Source organism: Pseudomonas sp. PsB (genome assembly GCF_043658375.1).
GTDB classification, from domain to species: domain Bacteria; phylum Pseudomonadota; class Gammaproteobacteria; order Pseudomonadales; family Pseudomonadaceae; genus Aquipseudomonas; species Aquipseudomonas putida_Z.
The window spans coordinates 88,063-104,661 of the sequence record NZ_JBIGLU010000005.1; the positions used below are offsets into that span (position 1 = coordinate 88,063).

Below are 16,599 nucleotides of genomic sequence, written 5' to 3' on the forward strand. Positions count from 1 at the left end.
GCCATCATGTCCGAATACAACCCTTGCCTTGACTGCGGCGCCTGCTGCGGGTACTTCCGTGTGTCCTTTTTCTGGGGCGAATGCCAGTCTGCCGGGGGCCTTGTACCGGACGACCTGGTGGTACAGATCAACCCCACCCGTGTTGCCATGATCGGCACCGATGCCAAACCCTGCCGCTGCATCAGCCTGCAGGGCGAGATCGGCCAGGAGGTGGCGTGCACCATCTACGCCAACCGTTCCAGCCCCTGCCGCGAGTTCGAGGCGTCGTGGGAGGGTGGGGTGCATAACCCCAGCTGCGACGATGCGCGGGCAGCGTATGGCCTGCCACCGCTGACCCCGCCCGGGGCCAACGAGCCGCATTGGCCGGATGATGGGGCGGAGGTGGCCTGATTCATCCTGGTTGCCTTTGTCGGCCTCTTCGCGGGCACGCCCGCTCCCACAGGTACTGCACAGGACTCAAACACTGTGCGGTCCCTGTGGGAGCGGGCGTGCCCGCGAAGAGGCCATCAGCTGTAAGAAGATTCTGAACCTGAAACCAAATGCTTCAGGTGGCCGGGCATTGGGAATTATCCTACGAGCTCAGTCGGTTGCCGTCTGATAGGCAGGGAAATACCACAGCGTTAACTTCACCGTTCGCCCAGAAGGCGAGCGAGTGTGAGAACTCGTCGTTGGTAGTCCCTTGTCAGCTTATGGCAGCTGTGCGCGTGCAGGCTTTGGCCTGACCGTGGTGACTCCAACACGGGCTTCTCACCTCGCGCACGGCTGCCGCCCAAATCTGTGAGAAGGATCGAGGTGGTTGCCTTCAGCACACATTTGGAGTTCATCATGAGCAATCACCTCAAATCCCGCACCACCGCAGGCGTGGAGAAGTTCCTCGAGCTTTACCGGGTAGAACCGGGCGTACCGCTTGACCTGGCATTCGATGAATTATCGGTGCTGATCGGCTGCATCAAGCACCTGAACGAAGAGGCCGAGATGGAGGGCGACAAGATCGCCGGCAGCGCGGCACGTATTCTCAGTGCCATGGCCAAGGCGCTGATCAATGACATGGAAATGGGCTTGAATCGGGGCGCCTGAACGATTTTTGGGGCCGCTTTGCGGCCCATCGACGCGGTTCGTCGCCACGACAAGCCAGGCTCCCACAGGTACACCACAGGCCCGGAGCCTTGCACTATACCTGTGGGAGCCTGGCTTGCCGGCGATGGGCTGCGCAGCAGCCCCGGGATGCTTGAACCGATCGCTTGACGTTAAACTGTCATCTCCTCAGCAATGGACAGGAGATCCGGCGTGACCCCACCCCGCAGTTTCCCCAGTGACCTCTGCCTCGACAGCCCGCGTCTGCAATTGCGCCCCATGCGCCATGCCGATGCCGCGCAATGGCTGGCGATCATGGCCGACCCCGAGGTCATGCGCTATTGGCACCATGCACCTTGGCAAAACCTGGCCGAAGCCGAAAGCGCCCTGGCCGCCGACCGCGAAGCCTATGCCAATGGCGACCAGCTCAAGCTTGGCATGTACCGCCGTGACAACGGCGAACTGATCGGCATGGTCCAGCTGTTCAACATCGACGATGTATCCCGCCGTGGTGAAATCGGCTACTGCCTCGCCAGCGCGGTGCAGGGCAGGGGCTACATGGACGAAGCACTGACCTGCTTCATCGACTACCTCGCCCACACCCTGCACATGCGCCGCCTGGAAGGCGAGATAGACCCGCGCAACCAAGGTTCGGCACGCACTCTGGAGCGCCAGGGCTTCGTGCTGGAAGGCACATTGCGTGCGCGTTGGTGCGTTGCCGGCGAGTTGTCCGATTCGGGTATTTATGGCCTTTTGCTAGAGCCCCCGGTTGCCTAGGAAGTAAATCTTTTGCCCGTTTTCTACCTGAGTTTCAGCCTGCTGCTGTATCTGCTCGCACTGTTCTTCGATGGCGCGCTGATGAGTGGCGACCGCCATATGCCGGCCCTGCAGATGCTGTTGTATGGGCCCTGGGGCATGCCCTTCGGTCTGCACCAGTGGTTTGCCAACCCGTTGCTGGCCCTGGCGGTCCTTGCTCATCGACGCTTTCGCCGGCTGGCATTGCTGGTCGGGCTGGTGGCTCTGTATCTGGCGGTCAGCAGCTTTGGAATTGACCGCCTGCCGGACAATCAGAGCTATGAATTTCATGACCTGACCGGTTTTGGTGCCGGTTTCTACCTGTGGCTGGCGGCGATGGTGGTGTTTTGCGTGGGCCAGGCCTGGCATTGCTGGAGGGCACGTAGCGCCGACGACATGCCGGGCTGGAGCTGGCTGGATGTGGTGTTGATCGCGGCGCTTGGCGTGGCGTTGTATGCGGCAACGCAGATGCCGTCGCTGCGCTTCGAACCGGGCAAGGTACTGATGCCGCCGGAACAGCCACAGACGCTGTGATACCCACAAGCAGGGTTTATGACCAAGTATTTGGCTTGCCTACCGCGATGGCAATTGCGGGTTCCATGTGCAGGCCAGTGGCGGGACCATGGCGCAGCTGGAAGGTGGGACCTGTGTGATGGACATGACCGGCGACCGCGCGGCGGAGCTGGAGCGGGTGCTCAGCCCTGGGCAGTGAGGTCATGTCAGGAGTGACTGGCCCCCCTTGTAGGAGCGGCCTTGTGTCGCGAAAGGGCCGCAAAGCGGCCCCCGATTTCAGCATCATGGCGAAAACAGCCGGGGCTGCTGCGCAGCCCTTTCGCGACACAAGGCCGCTCCTACAAGGTATTGCACTGCTCTTGGGAGCAGCTTTAGCTGCGCGGTTCGCGCAGCGCCCGGGCCTTGAGGTACTCGCGCACTTCCACCGCATCCCCGGCAAACTCGATACGCTCTGCCTTCGCTGCACGCTGGTAGGCATACATCGGGTCGTAATACTCGCTCAGCAAGCTTTCGATGAAGACCCGGTGCAACTCCACCGAACCACTGCGCTGCTGCTCGTCCAGCGCCTGGCGCAGGATTTCCGACAGCCGTTGATGGCGCTCGCCGCCGAGGCGTTTGTGAATCCTGCCCATGCTCTGCAGAAGCGTCTCGGCAAACAGTCGAAGGCCATCTTCTGCACCATGCAGGCTGACGAACTCGGCGCTCAGGTCGATCACGTAGTCGCGCAGGATACGCTCCACGCGGTTGGCCAAACTGTCTTCCAGCCACACCAGCGGGTATTGCTGCATGCCCTGATACAACTCCAGCGGTACGGTGCAGCTGCCCACGATTCGGCCTTCGTCTTCCAGCACGAACTGCTCGATACCCCGGGCGCGTTTTTTCAACACGTCTATGGCCAGCCTGTTCTCGAAGTCGATCTGCGCTGGCTGTGCAGTGGCGCGCTTGCCAAAGCTGGAACCTCGATGGTTGGCGTAGCCCTCCAGGTCCAGCTCGTTGTCCAGCAGGTGCAGCACGTCGGTCTTGCCGGTGCCGGTCAGGCCGCCCACGAGCACGAAATCACATTGCGCGACCGCCTGTTGGGTAGTCTCCAGCAGGAAGTGGCGCATGGCCTTGTAGCCGCCCTCGACGAGGGGGTAGTCGATGCCCTTCTCATCGCGCAGCACTTTCTGCACAAGATGCGAGCGCAGGCCGCCACGGAAGCAGTACAGGTAGCCTTCCGGGTGATCCTCGGCGAACTTTGCCCAGGCCTCCAGACGTGCCTGCTTGATCTCACCGCTGACCAGCTTGTGACCCAGAACGATGGCTTCAGCCTGGCCCTTCTGCTTGTAGCAGGTGCCGACCTTTTGCCGCTCCTGGTCATTCATCAGCGGCAGGTTTACGGCACCGGGGAAGGCGCCCTTGGCAAATTCGACAGGTGCACGCATGTCCATCATCGGCACGTCGTCGAGGAACAACTGGCGGAAGTCGGTGCAGTCGGGGCGCATCAGATCACCTCGACCGCGTGGCTCTGTCGCTCGACCAGCTTGCCGATCGGCGCCAGCTGCAGGCCCAGTTCGGCGGCCACCGCCAGGAACTCGGCTTCACCTTCCGGGGTAACCGCCACCAGCAGGCCGCCGCTGGTCTGCGGGTCGCACAGCAGGTGCTTCTGGTCGTCGCTCAGGGCGCCGATCTTGTGGCCGTAGCTGTCAAAGTTGCGCAGGGTTCCGCCGGGGATGCAGCCCTCGGCCAGGTAGTGGTCGACGCTGGGCAGGCGCGGGACGGCGGCATAGTCCAGATGTGCGGTAAGGCCACTGCCTTCGGCCAGTTCCACCAGGTGGCCGAGCAGGCCGAAACCGGTGACGTCGGTCATGGCCTTGACCCCGTCAAGCTTGCCGAAGCGGCTGCCGGGGGTATTGAGGGTGCACATCCAGTCGCGAGCCAGGCCCTGGTCCTGGGTGCGCAGCTTGGCTTTTTTCTCGGCGGTGGTGAGGATGCCGATACCCAGTGGCTTGGTCAGGTACAGGCGGCAGCCTGCGCTGGCGGTGTCGTTGCGCTTGAGGTGACGCTTGCTGACCACGCCGGTGACGGCCAGGCCGAAGATCGGCTCGGGGGCGTCGATGGAGTGGCCGCCAGCCAGCGGGATGCCGGCTTCGGCGCACACCGCACGGCCACCGCGGATCACTTCGCGGGCCACTTCCGGCGGCAGCACGTTGACTGGCCAGCCGAGGATGGCAATGGCCATCAGCGGGTCGCCGCCCATGGCGTAGATGTCGCTGATGGCGTTGGTGGCGGCGATGCGGCCGAAGTCATACGGGTCATCGACGATCGGCATGAAGAAGTCGGTGGTCGAGACCACGCCGCGCTCGTCATCCAGCGCGTACACGGCAGCGTCGTCGCGCGAGGCGTTGCCCACCCACAGTTTCGGGTCCAGGGCCTGGGCGCCGCTTTCAGCGAGGATCACATCCAGCACCTTGGGGGATATCTTGCAGCCACAGCCGGCACCATGGCTGTACTGGGTCAGGCGAATCGGCTCGCTCATGTGCACCTCAGGAGGTCAATTTGATGCGCGATTGTAGCAAAGCTGGCCTTTGCGCCTGCGCCTCTTATAATTCCCGTCGTCGGCGCATAAGCCGGCCTTTCCCCGCTATTGAACCGGAGAACACCCATGCTCAAACGCCCTCTGGCGCTCGCCGCCGGCCTCGTGCTGTCTTGCTGTGCCGTTGTCGCCCAGGCTGCCGACACCCTGCGGGTCAGCGCCATCCCTGACGAAGCACCGACCGAACTGCAGCGCAAGTTCAAGCCTTTGGGCGAGTACCTGGCCAAGCAGCTGGGCATGGAGGTGAAGTTTGTGCCGGTGGCTGATTACCCGGCGGTAGTCGAATCGCTGGCTTCCAACCGTCTGGACCTGGCCTGGCTGGGGGGCTTCACTTTCGTGCAGGTGCACCTGAAGGACCCTGCAGCCACGCCGCTGGTGCAGCGTGAACAGGATGCGCAGTTCACTTCCAAGTTCATCACCGCCAACCCTGATGTGAAGAGCCTGGCCGACCTCAAGGGCAAGTCGTTTGCCTTCGGTTCCATCTCGTCTACCTCGGGCAGCCTGATGCCGCGTTACTTCATGCTCAAGCAGGACAACATCAAGCCTGAAGACTACTTCGGCCGCGTCGCCTACTCCGGCGCCCACGATGCCACCGTGGCCTGGGTGCAGGCCGGCAAGGTCGATGGCGGCGTGCTCAACGCCAGCGTGTGGCAGAAGCTGGTGGATGCCGGCAAGGTCGATACCGCCAAGGTGAAGGTGTTCGCCACCACCCCGACCTACTTCGACTACAACTGGACCGTGCGCGGCAACATGGACCCGGCGCTGAAAGAGAAGATCAAGAAAGCCTTCCTCGGCCTCGACCCGGCCAACCCGGAGCACAAGGCGATCCTCGACCTGCAGGCCGCCAGCCGCTTCATCGAGACCAAACCTGAGAACTACGTGGGCACCGAACAGGCTGCACGCGAGGCCGGCCTGCTCAAGTGACATCGACAGTGGCTTCCAACGTGGCTATTCATCTGCACGGGGCCGGGCTGCGCCATGGCCAGGTGCGTGCGCTTGATGCCGTGAGCCTGAGCATCGGCCAGGGCGAGCGCGTCGCCATCATCGGGCCTTCGGGCGCGGGCAAGTCCAGCTTGCTGCACCTGATGGCGACCGCCGTCCAGCCCAGCAGCGGGCGCCTGGAGCTGCTCGGCGAACAGCCCTGGGCGCTGTCCGCCAGGGCCCGCCAGCGCCTGCGTGCGCGGGTAGGCCTGGTGCACCAGGCACCGCCCTTGCCACCGCGCCAGCGGGTGGTGACGGCGGTGCTGGCCGGCCGCCTGGGGCAGTGGAGTGTGCTGCGCGGCCTGCTCAACCTGCTGTACCCCAGTGATGTGCCGGGGGCGCGCCAAGCCCTGGCCGAGCTGGGCCTGGCCGACAAACTGTTCGTGCAGTGCGGGCAATTGTCCGGTGGCCAGTTGCAGCGGGTGGGTATTGCCCGGGCGCTGTACCAGCGGCCGCAGGTGTTGCTGACTGACGAGCCGGTGTCGGCCATGGACCCGGTGCTGGCCGACCACAGCCTGGCCTTGCTCAACCGCCACGCCCAGGCCAATGGCGTGACCCTGGTGGCGAGCCTGCATGCCGTGGATCTGGCGCTGGCGCACTTCCCGCGGGTGATTGGTATCCGCGAAGGGCAGGTGGCGTTCGACTGCCCGGCGCAAGCGGTGACCGAGCAGTTGCTGGATGCGCTGTACGCCAACGAACAACTGGCTTCACCGCCAAGCCAGGGGCCGACCCTGACCGTGCAGATTCCGCGATGCTGACGCTTGATGCCCGCGACCCGGCGCTGTTGCCGCGGTTGCTGCTGACCCTGCTGGCGGTGGCGGTGCTATGGCCTGGCATCCGGTTGAGCGAACTGAACCCCGGGGTGCTGCTGCAGGCAGAGAACCGCCAGCAGATCGCCAGTTTCACCAGTGCCTTCTGGCCACCGGCACACGATGCCGACTTCCTTTCGCTGCTGTATGAAGCCACCCTGCAGACCCTGGCCGTGGCCACGGCCGGCATGGCGTTGGCGTTACTGCTGGCGGTCCCTGCCGGGTTGCTGGCCAGCCGTGCCCTGTCGCTACGCGCAGCCTCCCGTGGCGGTCGCGCCGGGTTATGGTCGCGGTTGCTGCGCCTGCCGGTGCGCTGGTTGCTGATTTTCCTGCGCAGTGTGCCGGAAATCGTCTGGGCGTTGCTGTTCGTGCGGGCCGTGGGGCTGGGGCCGACGGCGGGCGTACTGGCCATTGCCATTACCTACAGTGGCATGCTCGGCAAGGTCTATGCCGAGATCTTCGAGTCGGTCGACCAGCGCCCGGCGCATGCCTTGCTGCAGGCGGGTAGTGGCCGCCTGGCTGCGTTTTTCTACGGCATCCTGCCCAGTGCAGTGTCCGAAGTGGTGTCCTACACCGTGTACCGCTGGGAGTGCGCTGTACGTGCCTCGGTGGTGATGGGCTTTGTCGGTGCTGGTGGGCTGGGGCAGCAGATCGACCTGTCGATGCGCATGTTCGCTGGAGCGGAAGTGGCAAGCATGCTGCTGACGTTCCTGGTCCTGGTGATGCTGGCCGACCTGCTCAGCCGCTTCCTGCGTTGGAGGCTGGCATGAACCGGGTCATCAATTGGCTGGTGCTAGGCGCCATCGTGGCTGCGGTGATGGCCTCGTTCGCATACCTGGAGCTGGACTTGCAGGCGCTGGTCGGCAACGGCGGGCTGGGGCAGATGGGCGAATATGCCGGGCGTTTCCTGCACCCGGACCTGTCTGCCGGGCACCTGCGCGCGGTTGCGCACGGGGCGCTGGAAACCTTGGCCATGTCCGGCCTGGGCACCTTGTTGGCCATGCTGCTGGGCATGCTGTTGGCGCTGCCGGCCGCTGGCCGGTTCGGTTGGCCGCTGCAGGCCTGTGCGCGGTTGTTGCTGAATGCCCTGCGGGCCATCCCGGAACTGGTGTGGGCCGCGCTGACGGTGCTGGCGGCCGGGCTTGGGCCGAATGCCGGTACCCTGGCGTTGGCGCTGCACACCGCTGGCGTGCTGGGGCGGCTGTTTGCCGAGGCGCTGGAGAACGCACCGCCGGAGCCGGCGGCGGCCATCCGCTTGCAGGGCGGCAGCCAGGTGGCGGCATTCTGCTTTGGCACCTTGCCCAATCTGTGGCCGCAGTTGCTGGCTTATAGCCTGTATCGGTGGGAGAACAATATCCGCATGGCCAGCGTGCTGGGGTTTGTCGGTGCGGGTGGGTTGGGGCAGATGCTGTACACCACCTTGAGCTTGTTCCAGGAGGCCCAGGCCAGCACGGTGATCATGGGGATGCTGGTGCTGGTGTTACTGGTGGACGCGTTGAGTGATGTGTTGCGCCAGCGCTATGTGCGGGCCTGATCGATAGCCGGGGCCGCGTTGCGGCCCTATCGCGACACAAGGCCGCTCCTACAGGCAAAGCGCCGCCTTTGATGCTTGCGCGGTCCCTTGTAGGAGCGGCCTTGTGTCGCGATGGGCTGCGAAGCAGCCCCAAAATCCCTCAGGCACCCACAACTCCGGCACACTGCGCCTCCCGCTGCATCGACTCCAGGTTCCGCTCGATCGTCTCGCAAATGCTGTCCATCTGGATCTGGTGTTCACTGAGTCTGAACGGGCTCTGCAAATCCGTCCCGATCCGCTCGATGGCCAGCAGCATGAAGCCCACCACCGTCGAAGCCAGCGGCGTGAACCAGCCCAGCGATTCCACCAGCCCCACCGGTACGATCAGGCAGAACAGGGTGATGAACAGCCGCGGAAAGTACACGTAAGGGTAGGGCAGCGGCGTATTGGCTATCCGTTCCATGCCACCTTGGGCATTGGACAGGTCCACCAGCGTCGACTCCAGCCTTGCCAGGCGAATGCTGTCCAGTCGCCCGGCCTGGTATTCCCGCGCCAGCAACGCAGCAGAACCGCTCAGAATGTCGTTGGCGAAATTGTTCGAACGGTTGCGCCGCTCGAATTCCGCAGGCGGGATGAACGCCATCAGTTCATCCGGGCAGCGCTCGCCCTTCAAGTGTGCCGCCAGGCAGTTCACATAGGCGATATGCCGGCGCAGCAGGGTAGCCTTGATCGGGTTCAGGCCATCATCCGGGTCATCGATCAGGGTCAGCGCCTGCCGCGCGAAGCTGCGTGAACTGTTCACCAACGCCCCCCACAATGTGCGCGCCTCCCACCAGCGGTTGTAGGCGCTGCTGTTGCGAAAGCTCACCAGCACCACCAGCGCCGAGCCCAGCAAGGTCAACGGGATCAGTGGCAGGGTGAACTTGCTGTTGAAGAACAGCATGAAATCGATGGTGACCAGCACATCCCAGATCAGCAGCCAGAACAACGACCAGCCGATGTAGCCGACGGTCTTCACGACCAGGCGGTACTTGCGGGTGATGATGTCTTTCACGCGGGGGTACCTCGAAACGCGGGTGATGCAGGATCGGACGTCGAGGCGCGGCGAAGGTTCGGGTGTTGAATGTTGCAGGTTTTTTATGACCGTGAAGAGAAAAGTCTGACCCCGCTATGGGAAATGCCTGAGTTCCCATATAAGGGGTAAGGCGACAGAGTGGGCCGCTTCAACACTTGAATGGGTGTGAAATGAGCGAAAAGTTGATCCCGTTTGATATGGCGGCCTTGTTGAGTAGTGATGAGGCCATCACTGAGTACCTTAGTCAGGTCCTCGCAGATGGCGATACCGAGGAAATAATTCGGGCACTTGGCCATATCGCTCGCGCACGGGGAATGACGCAGATCGCCACCGAGAGTGGGTTGGGAAGGGAAAGTCTGTACAAGGCACTCAGTCCAGGCGCAAAACCACGCTTTGACACTGTGCTGAAAGTCATTCGTGCCTTGGGTGTCGACCTCCTCGTTCAGCCCCATGTAGTTCCCCGCTAGCAGAACAGGGATTTCGGAGGGCTGAACGGGGCGGTTGGTCAGCTTCATGGCAGGTCATTCCTGCGCTGGCAACGGGGCGCGGTCGGACCGGCCGAGGCCATTGCCTCCAGTACTTGGCGAGGCCGTGAGCCAGAGGGGCTGGTCGTCTGGATGCTACTCCACCGGGTCACTCACCGGCTTGGCAAAGATGGCCTTGAGTTCGCTGGTCATCGGGAACTCCAGGTTTAAGCCTTTGGGCGGAATCGGCTGTTCGAACCAGCGCTTGTAGATCCCGTTGATTTCCCCTGATTTGTACAGTTCGCCCAGCGATGCGTTCACCAGCGCGAGGAACTGCGGGTCATCCTTGCGCACCATGCAGCTGTAGATTTCCCGCGACTGCTCTTCCCCGACCACCACCCAGTTGTGCGGATCACGGGCTTTGGCGCGTTCTCCGTAGAGCAGCGCATCGTCCATGTAGAACGCCGCCGCACGGCCGGACTGCAACATCTGGAAGGCTTCACCGTGGTCCTTGGCGCTGATCACGTACATGTCCATCTTGTTATCGACGTTGTAGCTTTTCAGATAGCGTTCGTTGGTGGTGCCGGCGGTGGTTACCACGTTCTTGCCGCGCAGGTCGGCGAAACTCTTGATCCCGCTGTCTTTGGCCGTCAGCAACTGGCCTTTGACATAGATGAACCCATAGGAAAACGCCACCTGTTTCTGGCGCTCTGCGGTGACGCCGGTCGAGCCGCACTCCAGGTCAACGGTACCGTTCTGTACCAGCGGAATGCGGGTTTGCGATGTCACCAGGTTGTACTTCACCTTGAGCTGGGGCAATGCCAGCTTCTGCTGTACCCGCTCGACGATCTCGTTCGCCAGGTCTACCGAGTAGCCCATGGGTTGCCCCGAATGGTCGCCCACATAGGAGAACGGTACTGAAGCATCGCGATAGCCCAAGGTAATGCTGTTGGCTCTGGCAATCTTGCTCAGGGTAGGCCCCAGCGCTGCTTCGTCAGCATGGGCCTGGGTGCCTAGCAACAGGCCAAGGGTGCAGCCGATCAACGTGATTTTTCGCATTGTTATTCTCCGTTGTAGGTGAGGGGGTCAGAGACATGCTGCAGTACGGTTATTTCCACCAGCCGCACGGGCGGTGAAACCCTGCAGGTCGATGGAGGGGCGGCGCTGGCCGATCAGTTCACTCAGCAGACGTGCGCTGGCGCAGGCCAGGGTAAAGCCCAGCGCACCATGGCCGAGGTTCAGCCACAGGTTGCGATACGCCGTTGCGCCCAGCAGCGGCACGCCGCTAGGCGTGGCCGGACGCATACCGGCCCATTCGATGGCGTAGTCATAATTACCGGCGTTGGCGAAAGTCTCGCGGGCCTGGCGCTTGAGCAAGGCCAGGCGCTTGGGGTCCAGCGACGGATCGAAACCGACAATGTCGACCATCGCCGCCACACGCAACTGTTCACCGATCCGGGCGTAGACGATCTTGCGGTCGTAGTCGGTGATGCTTAGGTCCGGCGCCCGGTGCTGGGCGCCAATCGGTACTGTCAGGCTATAACCCTTCAGCGGATACAGCGGCAGGTCGATGCCCGGCAGTGCCAGCAACGCACTGCGATGGCCGGCCGCAACCACCAGGTGCTCCACCGGCAGCACTTCGTCGTCCAGTTCAATCGCATTCACTACGCCATGCGCATGGCGAATTCCGGACACCGCCTGGCCCAGGCGGAACTTGCAGCGTCCCGACGCCTGCAAGCGCGCCGCCAGTTGCTGGCAAAAGCTGTGGCAATCGCCGACTTCTTCATCCGGGGTATAGATGGCACCGACAAAGGGCGCCTCCGCCAGCGCTGGGTCCAGACGGGCACAGTCGGCGTGCGACAGCACCTGTTGTTGCTGGGGTGCGGCAAGGTTCTTGCGCGCATGCTCGAAGCTGCTGGCCTTGCGGAAGGTGACCAGCTTGCCGTTGCGTCGCCAGTTGAAACCACCCAGGCCGTCCTCCTCACGCCAGGCTTGCAAGGTCGACTGGCTCAGCAGTGCGAGGCGCAGCAGATGGCCGGCGTTGGCGCGGTTGACCGAGGAGCGGCAAGCACCCAGGAATGCTGCCATCCAGCGCCACTGCGCACGATCGAAGCGCGGGCGCAATCGCAGCGGCGATTCACCGCGCAGCATCCAGCCAAGGGCCTGCAATGGCACACCTGCGTCGGCCAGGGGCGCCACGTAGCGGTAGGACAGCTGGCCGCCGTTGGCGAAGCTGGTTTCACTGCCCAACGAATCGCGAGCCTCGATCAGCGTCACATCAAAGCCGTCGCGTACCAGTGCGTAAGCGGTTGACAGGCCAATGACGCCACCGCCGATGATGCATACATGCTGAGCCATGTCAGTCCTTGGTCGTGGTTGGAACGAGGCTGAGGTTAGGGCCAGGTGACACGTGGCGAAAAATGAATAAAGATCGCTGAGCCATAAACAAAGGTTATGGACTTGCCATGCGCCTTCGCCATATCGAGATTTTCCAGGCCATCCGCCAGACCGGCTCGGTCAGCGGTGCCGCACAGTTGCTGCACGTTTCCCAACCTGCCGTGACCAAGGTGCTGCAGCACGCCGAGCAGCAACTGGGCTTCCCGTTGTTCCTGCGGGTGCGCGGCAAGCTGCAGCCCACGCCCGAAGCGCTGGAGCTGGAGCGTGAGGTCGACAAGGTCACGGAGAGCCTGCAAGGGGTGCGACGCCTGGCGCAAAGCCTGCGTCGCGCGCCGGGCCACAGCCTGCGGATCGGTGCGACCCCGGCACTGGCCCTGTCGCTGCTGCCGCCGGCCATTCATGAATGGACCCAGCGTTATCCGGATATCGCCTGCGAGCTGTCCAGCGCCCACAGTCGCGAACTGGTGCAGAACCTGTTGATGCGGGAGATCGATGTCGCCCTGACCCTGCAACAGCCAGATCACCCAGCGCTCAAGGCGCAGGCGCTGGCCAGCGGGGTTTTGGTGGCATTGGCGCCGGCAGGTTATTGGCCGCTGGAAGATGAAGGCAAGCCGCTGCCGTTGGCGGCACTGGCCGGCGCGCCCATGATCGGGCTGTCCAGCGCCGACCCGCTGTCGGTGCGCCTCGAAAGCTACCTCAAGGCGGTGGAGCCGCCGCCACGGGTGAGCATCGCGGTGCAAACCTATTCACTGGCCAGGGCGATGGTCGAATCCGGTGCTGGGCTGGCGGTGATCGATCCCTTCACCGCACTTGGCGCGGCGCCTGGGGCGACCGCGATCAGGCCGCTGGCCCCGGCGCTGCCGATTACCTTGTATGCGGTGACCCGCACTGCCGAACCGTCACCGCATACATTGAGCGAGCTGCTGACGATTTTCAGCAGCCGTGCCCAGGGGCAGCTGGATCGCTGGCGCTGACCGGACGGGCAAAAAAAACCGACCATAAGGTCGGTTTTTCTGAAATATGTTCAGCGACATATAACGCCGAACCACCGTTTCTCTTGGTATCTCGACGCTGACACCTTGCACTCTGAACCTCCACTGTTCAAACCTGGCATGGGTAGAGGAATCCTGGTCCGCCTCGTTGCGTCTCGTCAAGGAAAACCAAAATCAAAACGAGTGCCTAGGATCGCTTACCCCCTCTCGGCGGCCCGCTTTTCATCTCAATAAAGTGCAAAGGGGGAGAGAGCCATTGAACACAGCCCCTGAATATGAATCTCCAGAAAATTCACATCAGGAATGTCAAGTCGCCTCCATCGCGACCTTTGTGGCTGAGATGCGTCCGCAACTCGCTGAAATGGTCCCTTACCGTCTGTACGACGTACTCCCAGAACGCCCGATTATCGACAGTCTGCGTTACAACCTGCAGCGGCAGAAACCTGCGCATCTCTTTCTGAAAATCTCGCTGTGTTTGCTCCTGTCCCAAACTGGCCACCCGCTCCTCACCCTGCTGAAGGAATACTTCAACAGTGGTCGCATGATCACCAAGCTTTCTTTCGGCAAGTTCATAAGCGGGCGTCACCGTCCGCTGCCTGAGCCAGGCGATATCCCAAAGATCTCGATTCTTGATACGGCCCCGTCGCAGCGTAAATGCCAGCAACTTATCAACGAAGATTTCCTCAAGACTTTGCGCGTTGACGATCAATCCTTCGGTTCCCATGTCGACCCCATAAGGGTTTAACAAGGTCATCGGCTTAGGCTGGTAGGAAGGGATTGCACAGATATCTATATGGATTTTCTGCGCTGGCAGGCTTCGTGCCTCGGGACGTGTTTGCACGCGTAGCTTCCATGTGTCCACATTGCCTTCCTCCCGCGTAGGTTCGCTTACATCCACCTGTAGTCCGTACTTGTCGTTCAGGCTTGCAATGAGGTTCTCCTTCAGCGCAGCAAAATCCTCCCGTTTGAAATCCGCACCGCCCGTAAAGTCGAGGTCTTCACTGAGCCGTCGGGAGCCGTAGCAAGTCCGCAAACATGTTCCCCCAATGAAGCAGAGGTCCTGCAACAGACCTGTTTCGCTCAGGATCCGCATGATGTCGTGATGCAGCAGTTCCTTTTCCACGACCACCTGCAACGGGGCCAGGTCGGGCGTGTTGGTGAGGGCCTGCTGGACGAGTTGGTCAAACAAGTTCATTGGCTATTTCCCAATCAATCAGGTCCAGGCTGCGCTTGGCGCGTTTCATGTCTGCGAGGGCAAGGGCAGGCTTGGCGCGCCACAGCCGGCAGCGCTCGTCATAGTCAACCTGGCCCTGAAGGTCGGTGGCCTTGCGCCTGGTGTGGATGAACTCAAGTGTGCCGAATGTTCCGCAACGTATGGTCTGAGTGCGTCCGGATGACATGAGGGTTAGCCAATTCAGGGGGACCTGCGAGATCACGCCGGCGTCGCTGAGGGCGGACTCCAGGCTGATGTAGTTCAGGTTGTTCGCTCGCAGGCGTGCGGCAGCGTGGTACAGGACCAGCCCTTGGTTGGGTTTGGCCGGGGTGTAGAGGTAAAGGCCACGGCAGAGTCGGATCAAGGTGCTGTCGTTGGCGGCACGGCTCAGTACGGTGCGGTAGGCACTGTCGGAGAGGTCTGGTAGCAGGGCCCGCATATCGGCGGGGGTGAACAGGTAGCGTTGCGCAGTAGCTAGCTGCTGCAGGCCCCTATGGAGGCGACGTAAGGGTTGGAGATCGCGCATGGTGGTGGTTCTACAAAAAGTCACGGTTATTGAAATAAAGTGTAGAACCATAAATTGTTCGATGCACAGAAAGTTGCACATTGTGAAACTTTCTGTTGAGTCTTTACTGATCTGCGCTCTAGTGATGGGGGGTTACTGGATCGCCTGTCAAAGCCGGTCCTTGAAATGGCAACGACAGGCCGAGACTAGGATGCGATCCAGAGCACCGCAATGGCTTGGAAGGGGCAGGGAGTATGTTTGGGAAATGGACTACGGGGAGGAGGGGAAATCTTAAAGATTTGCTGCGGAATTGAGGTGACTGTCAGAACCTTGGGGCCGCTGTGCGGTCCTTCGCGACACAAGGCCGCTCCTACAGGGAGTGGCGTCGCTTGAAGAAATCGCAGGCACAAAAAAACCGACCATAAGGTCGGTTTTTTCCGGATCTTGGTGCCCCGAGGGAGACTCGAACTCCCACTCCTTTCGAAAACGGATTTTGAATCCGCCGCGTCTACCAATTCCGCCATCAGGGCATGTGGCGCGCAGTATAGAGAGCCACCGCTGGTCGGTCAATCGGCTTTCATGGTCAATTTTCACACATTGGGCTAAACTTCCCGGCCCTGCCGAACCGAACATCATCATGCGCGTCGCCGATTTTTCCTTCGAACTCCCCGATTCCCTGATCGCCCGCCACCCGTTGGCCGAGCGCCATGGCAGCCGTCTGCTGGTGCTCGATGGGCCAACCGGCGCGCTGGCGCACCGGCAATTCCCCGATCTGCTCGAGTATCTGCGCCCCGGAGACCTGATGGTGTTCAACAACACCCGGGTGATCCCGGCGCGGTTGTTCGGCCAGAAAGCTTCCGGCGGCAAGCTGGAAGTGCTGGTCGAGCGCGTGCTCGACAGCCATCGTGTGCTGGCCCATGTGCGCGCCAGCAAGGCGCCCAAGGTAGGCGCGGTCATCCTCATCGATGGCGGCGGCGAGGCCGAAATGGTCGCGCGCCATGACACGCTGTTCGAGCTGCGCTTCACCGAAGAGGTACTGCCACTGCTCGACCGCGTCGGCCACATGCCGCTGCCGCCCTACATCGACCGCCCGGACGAGGGTGCTGACCGTGAGCGCTACCAGACGGTGTACGCCGAACGTGCCGGTGCGGTCGCCGCGCCCACCGCAGGCCTGCACTTCGACGAGGCGCTGCTGGAAAAGATCGCCGCCAAGGGCGTCGAGCGGGCTTTCGTCACCTTGCACGTGGGCGCGGGCACCTTCCAGCCGGTGCGGGTCGACAAGATCGAAGACCACCACATGCATAAAGAGTGGCTCGAAGTGGGCCAGGATGTGGTCGATGCCATCGAGGCCTGTCGCGCCCGTGGTGGCCGAGTGGTCGCGGTCGGCACCACCAGCGTGCGTTCGCTGGAGAGCGCCGCGCGCGATGGCGTGCTCAAGGCCTTCAGCGGCGACACCGACATCTTCATCTACCCGGGCCGGCCGTTCCATGTGGTCGACGCGCTGGTCACCAATTTCCACCTGCCGGAGTCCACGCTGCTGATGCTGGTCTCGGCCTTCGCCGGCTACCCCGAGACCATGGCCGCCTACGCGGCGGCGGTCGAGCAGGGGTACCGCTTCTTCAGTTACGGTGATGCCATGTTCATCACCCGCAATCCGGCGCCACGCGGGCCCGAGGATCAAGCATGAGTCGCA

Annotated in this window: 18 protein-coding genes, 1 tRNA gene and 1 pseudogene; 12 read left to right on the forward strand and 8 right to left on the reverse strand. The window is 62.4% G+C overall.

Annotated features, from left to right (window positions below):
* Positions 1 to 6: 6 nt before the first annotated feature.
* From ACGLHT_RS09440 to ACGLHT_RS09460, 5 genes and pseudogenes are all read left to right on the forward strand, one after another.
* A complete protein-coding gene (locus tag ACGLHT_RS09440) occupies positions 7 to 390 on the forward strand; it encodes a YkgJ family cysteine cluster protein (protein ID WP_003259127.1) in 384 nt (127 codons plus the stop codon).
* Between the two features lie 435 nt (positions 391 to 825).
* A complete protein-coding gene (locus tag ACGLHT_RS09445) occupies positions 826 to 1,077 on the forward strand; it encodes a DUF3077 domain-containing protein (protein ID WP_137163019.1) in 252 nt (83 codons plus the stop codon).
* 210 nt (positions 1,078 to 1,287) lie between these two features.
* A complete protein-coding gene (locus ACGLHT_RS09450; RefSeq protein ID WP_008093840.1) occupies positions 1,288 to 1,851 on the forward strand; it encodes a GNAT family N-acetyltransferase in 564 nt (187 codons plus the stop codon).
* Positions 1,852 to 1,863: 12 nt separating this feature from the next.
* The gene (locus ACGLHT_RS09455; protein WP_274078539.1) at positions 1,864 to 2,403 is read left to right on the forward strand and encodes a hypothetical protein; all 540 of its coding nucleotides are present in this window, start codon (positions 1,864 to 1,866) and stop codon (positions 2,401 to 2,403) included.
* A 31-nt stretch (positions 2,404 to 2,434) separates the two neighbouring features.
* Positions 2,435 to 2,581: pseudogene (locus tag ACGLHT_RS09460) on the forward strand (lysozyme inhibitor LprI family protein); the annotation flags it as partial.
* A gap of 172 nt (positions 2,582 to 2,753) precedes the next feature.
* Here the strand turns inward: ACGLHT_RS09460 and mnmH are convergent.
* Positions 2,754 to 3,866: a tRNA 2-selenouridine(34) synthase MnmH gene (gene mnmH / locus ACGLHT_RS09465; RefSeq protein WP_394519118.1), complete on the reverse strand. Its 1,113-nt coding sequence runs from the start codon at positions 3,864 to 3,866 to the stop codon at positions 2,754 to 2,756.
* Positions 3,866 to 4,900: a selenide, water dikinase SelD gene (gene selD, locus ACGLHT_RS09470; protein ID WP_061551914.1), complete on the reverse strand. Its 1,035-nt coding sequence runs from the start codon at positions 4,898 to 4,900 to the stop codon at positions 3,866 to 3,868. Before selD ends, mnmH begins: the two co-directional genes overlap by 1 nt.
* 126 nt (positions 4,901 to 5,026) lie before the next feature.
* Here selD and ACGLHT_RS09475 point away from each other — a divergent pair, with 126 nt between their 5' ends.
* The 4 genes from ACGLHT_RS09475 to phnE are packed head-to-tail and all read left to right on the forward strand — an operon-like array spanning position 5,027 to position 8,281.
* Positions 5,027 to 5,881, forward strand: coding sequence for a putative selenate ABC transporter substrate-binding protein (locus ACGLHT_RS09475; RefSeq protein ID WP_025337756.1), 855 nt, complete (start codon positions 5,027 to 5,029; stop codon positions 5,879 to 5,881).
* Between the two features lie 20 nt (positions 5,882 to 5,901).
* The gene (locus tag ACGLHT_RS09480; RefSeq protein WP_025337757.1) at positions 5,902 to 6,696 is read left to right on the forward strand and encodes a phosphonate ABC transporter ATP-binding protein; all 795 of its coding nucleotides are present in this window, start codon (positions 5,902 to 5,904) and stop codon (positions 6,694 to 6,696) included.
* Complete coding sequence (locus ACGLHT_RS09485; protein WP_274119730.1) at positions 6,690 to 7,517, forward strand: ABC transporter permease; 828 nt, start codon at positions 6,690 to 6,692, stop codon at positions 7,515 to 7,517. Before ACGLHT_RS09480 ends, ACGLHT_RS09485 begins: the two co-directional genes overlap by 7 nt.
* Positions 7,514 to 8,281 (forward strand): phosphonate ABC transporter, permease protein PhnE, encoded by a 768-nt coding sequence (phnE, locus tag ACGLHT_RS09490; RefSeq protein WP_015269003.1) that lies wholly within the window; start codon positions 7,514 to 7,516, stop codon positions 8,279 to 8,281. The genes ACGLHT_RS09485 and phnE overlap by 4 nt, the downstream gene beginning before the upstream one ends.
* A 139-nt stretch (positions 8,282 to 8,420) precedes the next feature.
* On the opposite strand, the gene ACGLHT_RS09495 is transcribed toward phnE, so the two are convergent.
* Complete coding sequence (locus ACGLHT_RS09495; protein ID WP_274078543.1) at positions 8,421 to 9,314, reverse strand: bestrophin family protein; 894 nt, start codon at positions 9,312 to 9,314, stop codon at positions 8,421 to 8,423.
* Positions 9,315 to 9,505: 191 nt separating this feature from the next.
* On the opposite strand from ACGLHT_RS09495, the gene ACGLHT_RS09500 reads away from it, so the two are divergent.
* The gene (locus ACGLHT_RS09500; RefSeq protein ID WP_039613839.1) at positions 9,506 to 9,802 is read left to right on the forward strand and encodes an addiction module antidote protein; all 297 of its coding nucleotides are present in this window, start codon (positions 9,506 to 9,508) and stop codon (positions 9,800 to 9,802) included.
* A 153-nt stretch (positions 9,803 to 9,955) separates the two neighbouring features.
* On the opposite strand, the gene ACGLHT_RS09505 is transcribed toward ACGLHT_RS09500, so the two are convergent.
* The gene (locus tag ACGLHT_RS09505) at positions 9,956 to 10,858 is read right to left on the reverse strand and encodes a transporter substrate-binding domain-containing protein (RefSeq protein WP_274119729.1); all 903 of its coding nucleotides are present in this window, start codon (positions 10,856 to 10,858) and stop codon (positions 9,956 to 9,958) included.
* 27 nt (positions 10,859 to 10,885) lie between these two features.
* The gene (locus tag ACGLHT_RS09510) at positions 10,886 to 12,157 is read right to left on the reverse strand and encodes a D-amino acid dehydrogenase (protein WP_274119728.1); all 1,272 of its coding nucleotides are present in this window, start codon (positions 12,155 to 12,157) and stop codon (positions 10,886 to 10,888) included.
* A 107-nt stretch (positions 12,158 to 12,264) separates the two neighbouring features.
* Here ACGLHT_RS09510 and ACGLHT_RS09515 point away from each other — a divergent pair, with 107 nt between their 5' ends.
* Positions 12,265 to 13,170 (forward strand): LysR family transcriptional regulator, encoded by a 906-nt coding sequence (locus ACGLHT_RS09515; protein WP_013971007.1) that lies wholly within the window; start codon positions 12,265 to 12,267, stop codon positions 13,168 to 13,170.
* Between the two features lie 310 nt (positions 13,171 to 13,480).
* Here the strand turns inward: ACGLHT_RS09515 and ACGLHT_RS09520 are convergent, their stop codons facing one another.
* The 3 genes from ACGLHT_RS09520 to ACGLHT_RS09530 all read right to left on the reverse strand — a co-directional run bounded on the left by ACGLHT_RS09520 (position 13,481) and on the right by ACGLHT_RS09530 (position 15,436).
* Positions 13,481 to 14,383: a nucleotidyl transferase AbiEii/AbiGii toxin family protein gene (locus ACGLHT_RS09520; RefSeq protein ID WP_274119727.1), complete on the reverse strand. Its 903-nt coding sequence runs from the start codon at positions 14,381 to 14,383 to the stop codon at positions 13,481 to 13,483.
* Positions 14,370 to 14,927, reverse strand: a complete 558-nt coding sequence (abiEi, locus tag ACGLHT_RS09525; protein ID WP_075046883.1) for a type IV toxin-antitoxin system AbiEi family antitoxin — start codon at positions 14,925 to 14,927, stop codon at positions 14,370 to 14,372. The genes ACGLHT_RS09520 and abiEi overlap by 14 nt, the downstream gene beginning before the upstream one ends.
* A gap of 424 nt (positions 14,928 to 15,351) precedes the next feature.
* Positions 15,352 to 15,436: transfer RNA gene (locus ACGLHT_RS09530), tRNA-Leu, on the reverse strand.
* Positions 15,437 to 15,543: 107 nt separating this feature from the next.
* On the opposite strand from ACGLHT_RS09530, the gene queA reads away from it, so the two are divergent.
* Complete coding sequence (queA, locus tag ACGLHT_RS09535; RefSeq protein ID WP_137163025.1) at positions 15,544 to 16,593, forward strand: tRNA preQ1(34) S-adenosylmethionine ribosyltransferase-isomerase QueA; 1,050 nt, start codon at positions 15,544 to 15,546, stop codon at positions 16,591 to 16,593.
* Positions 16,594 to 16,599 lie beyond the last annotated feature (6 nt).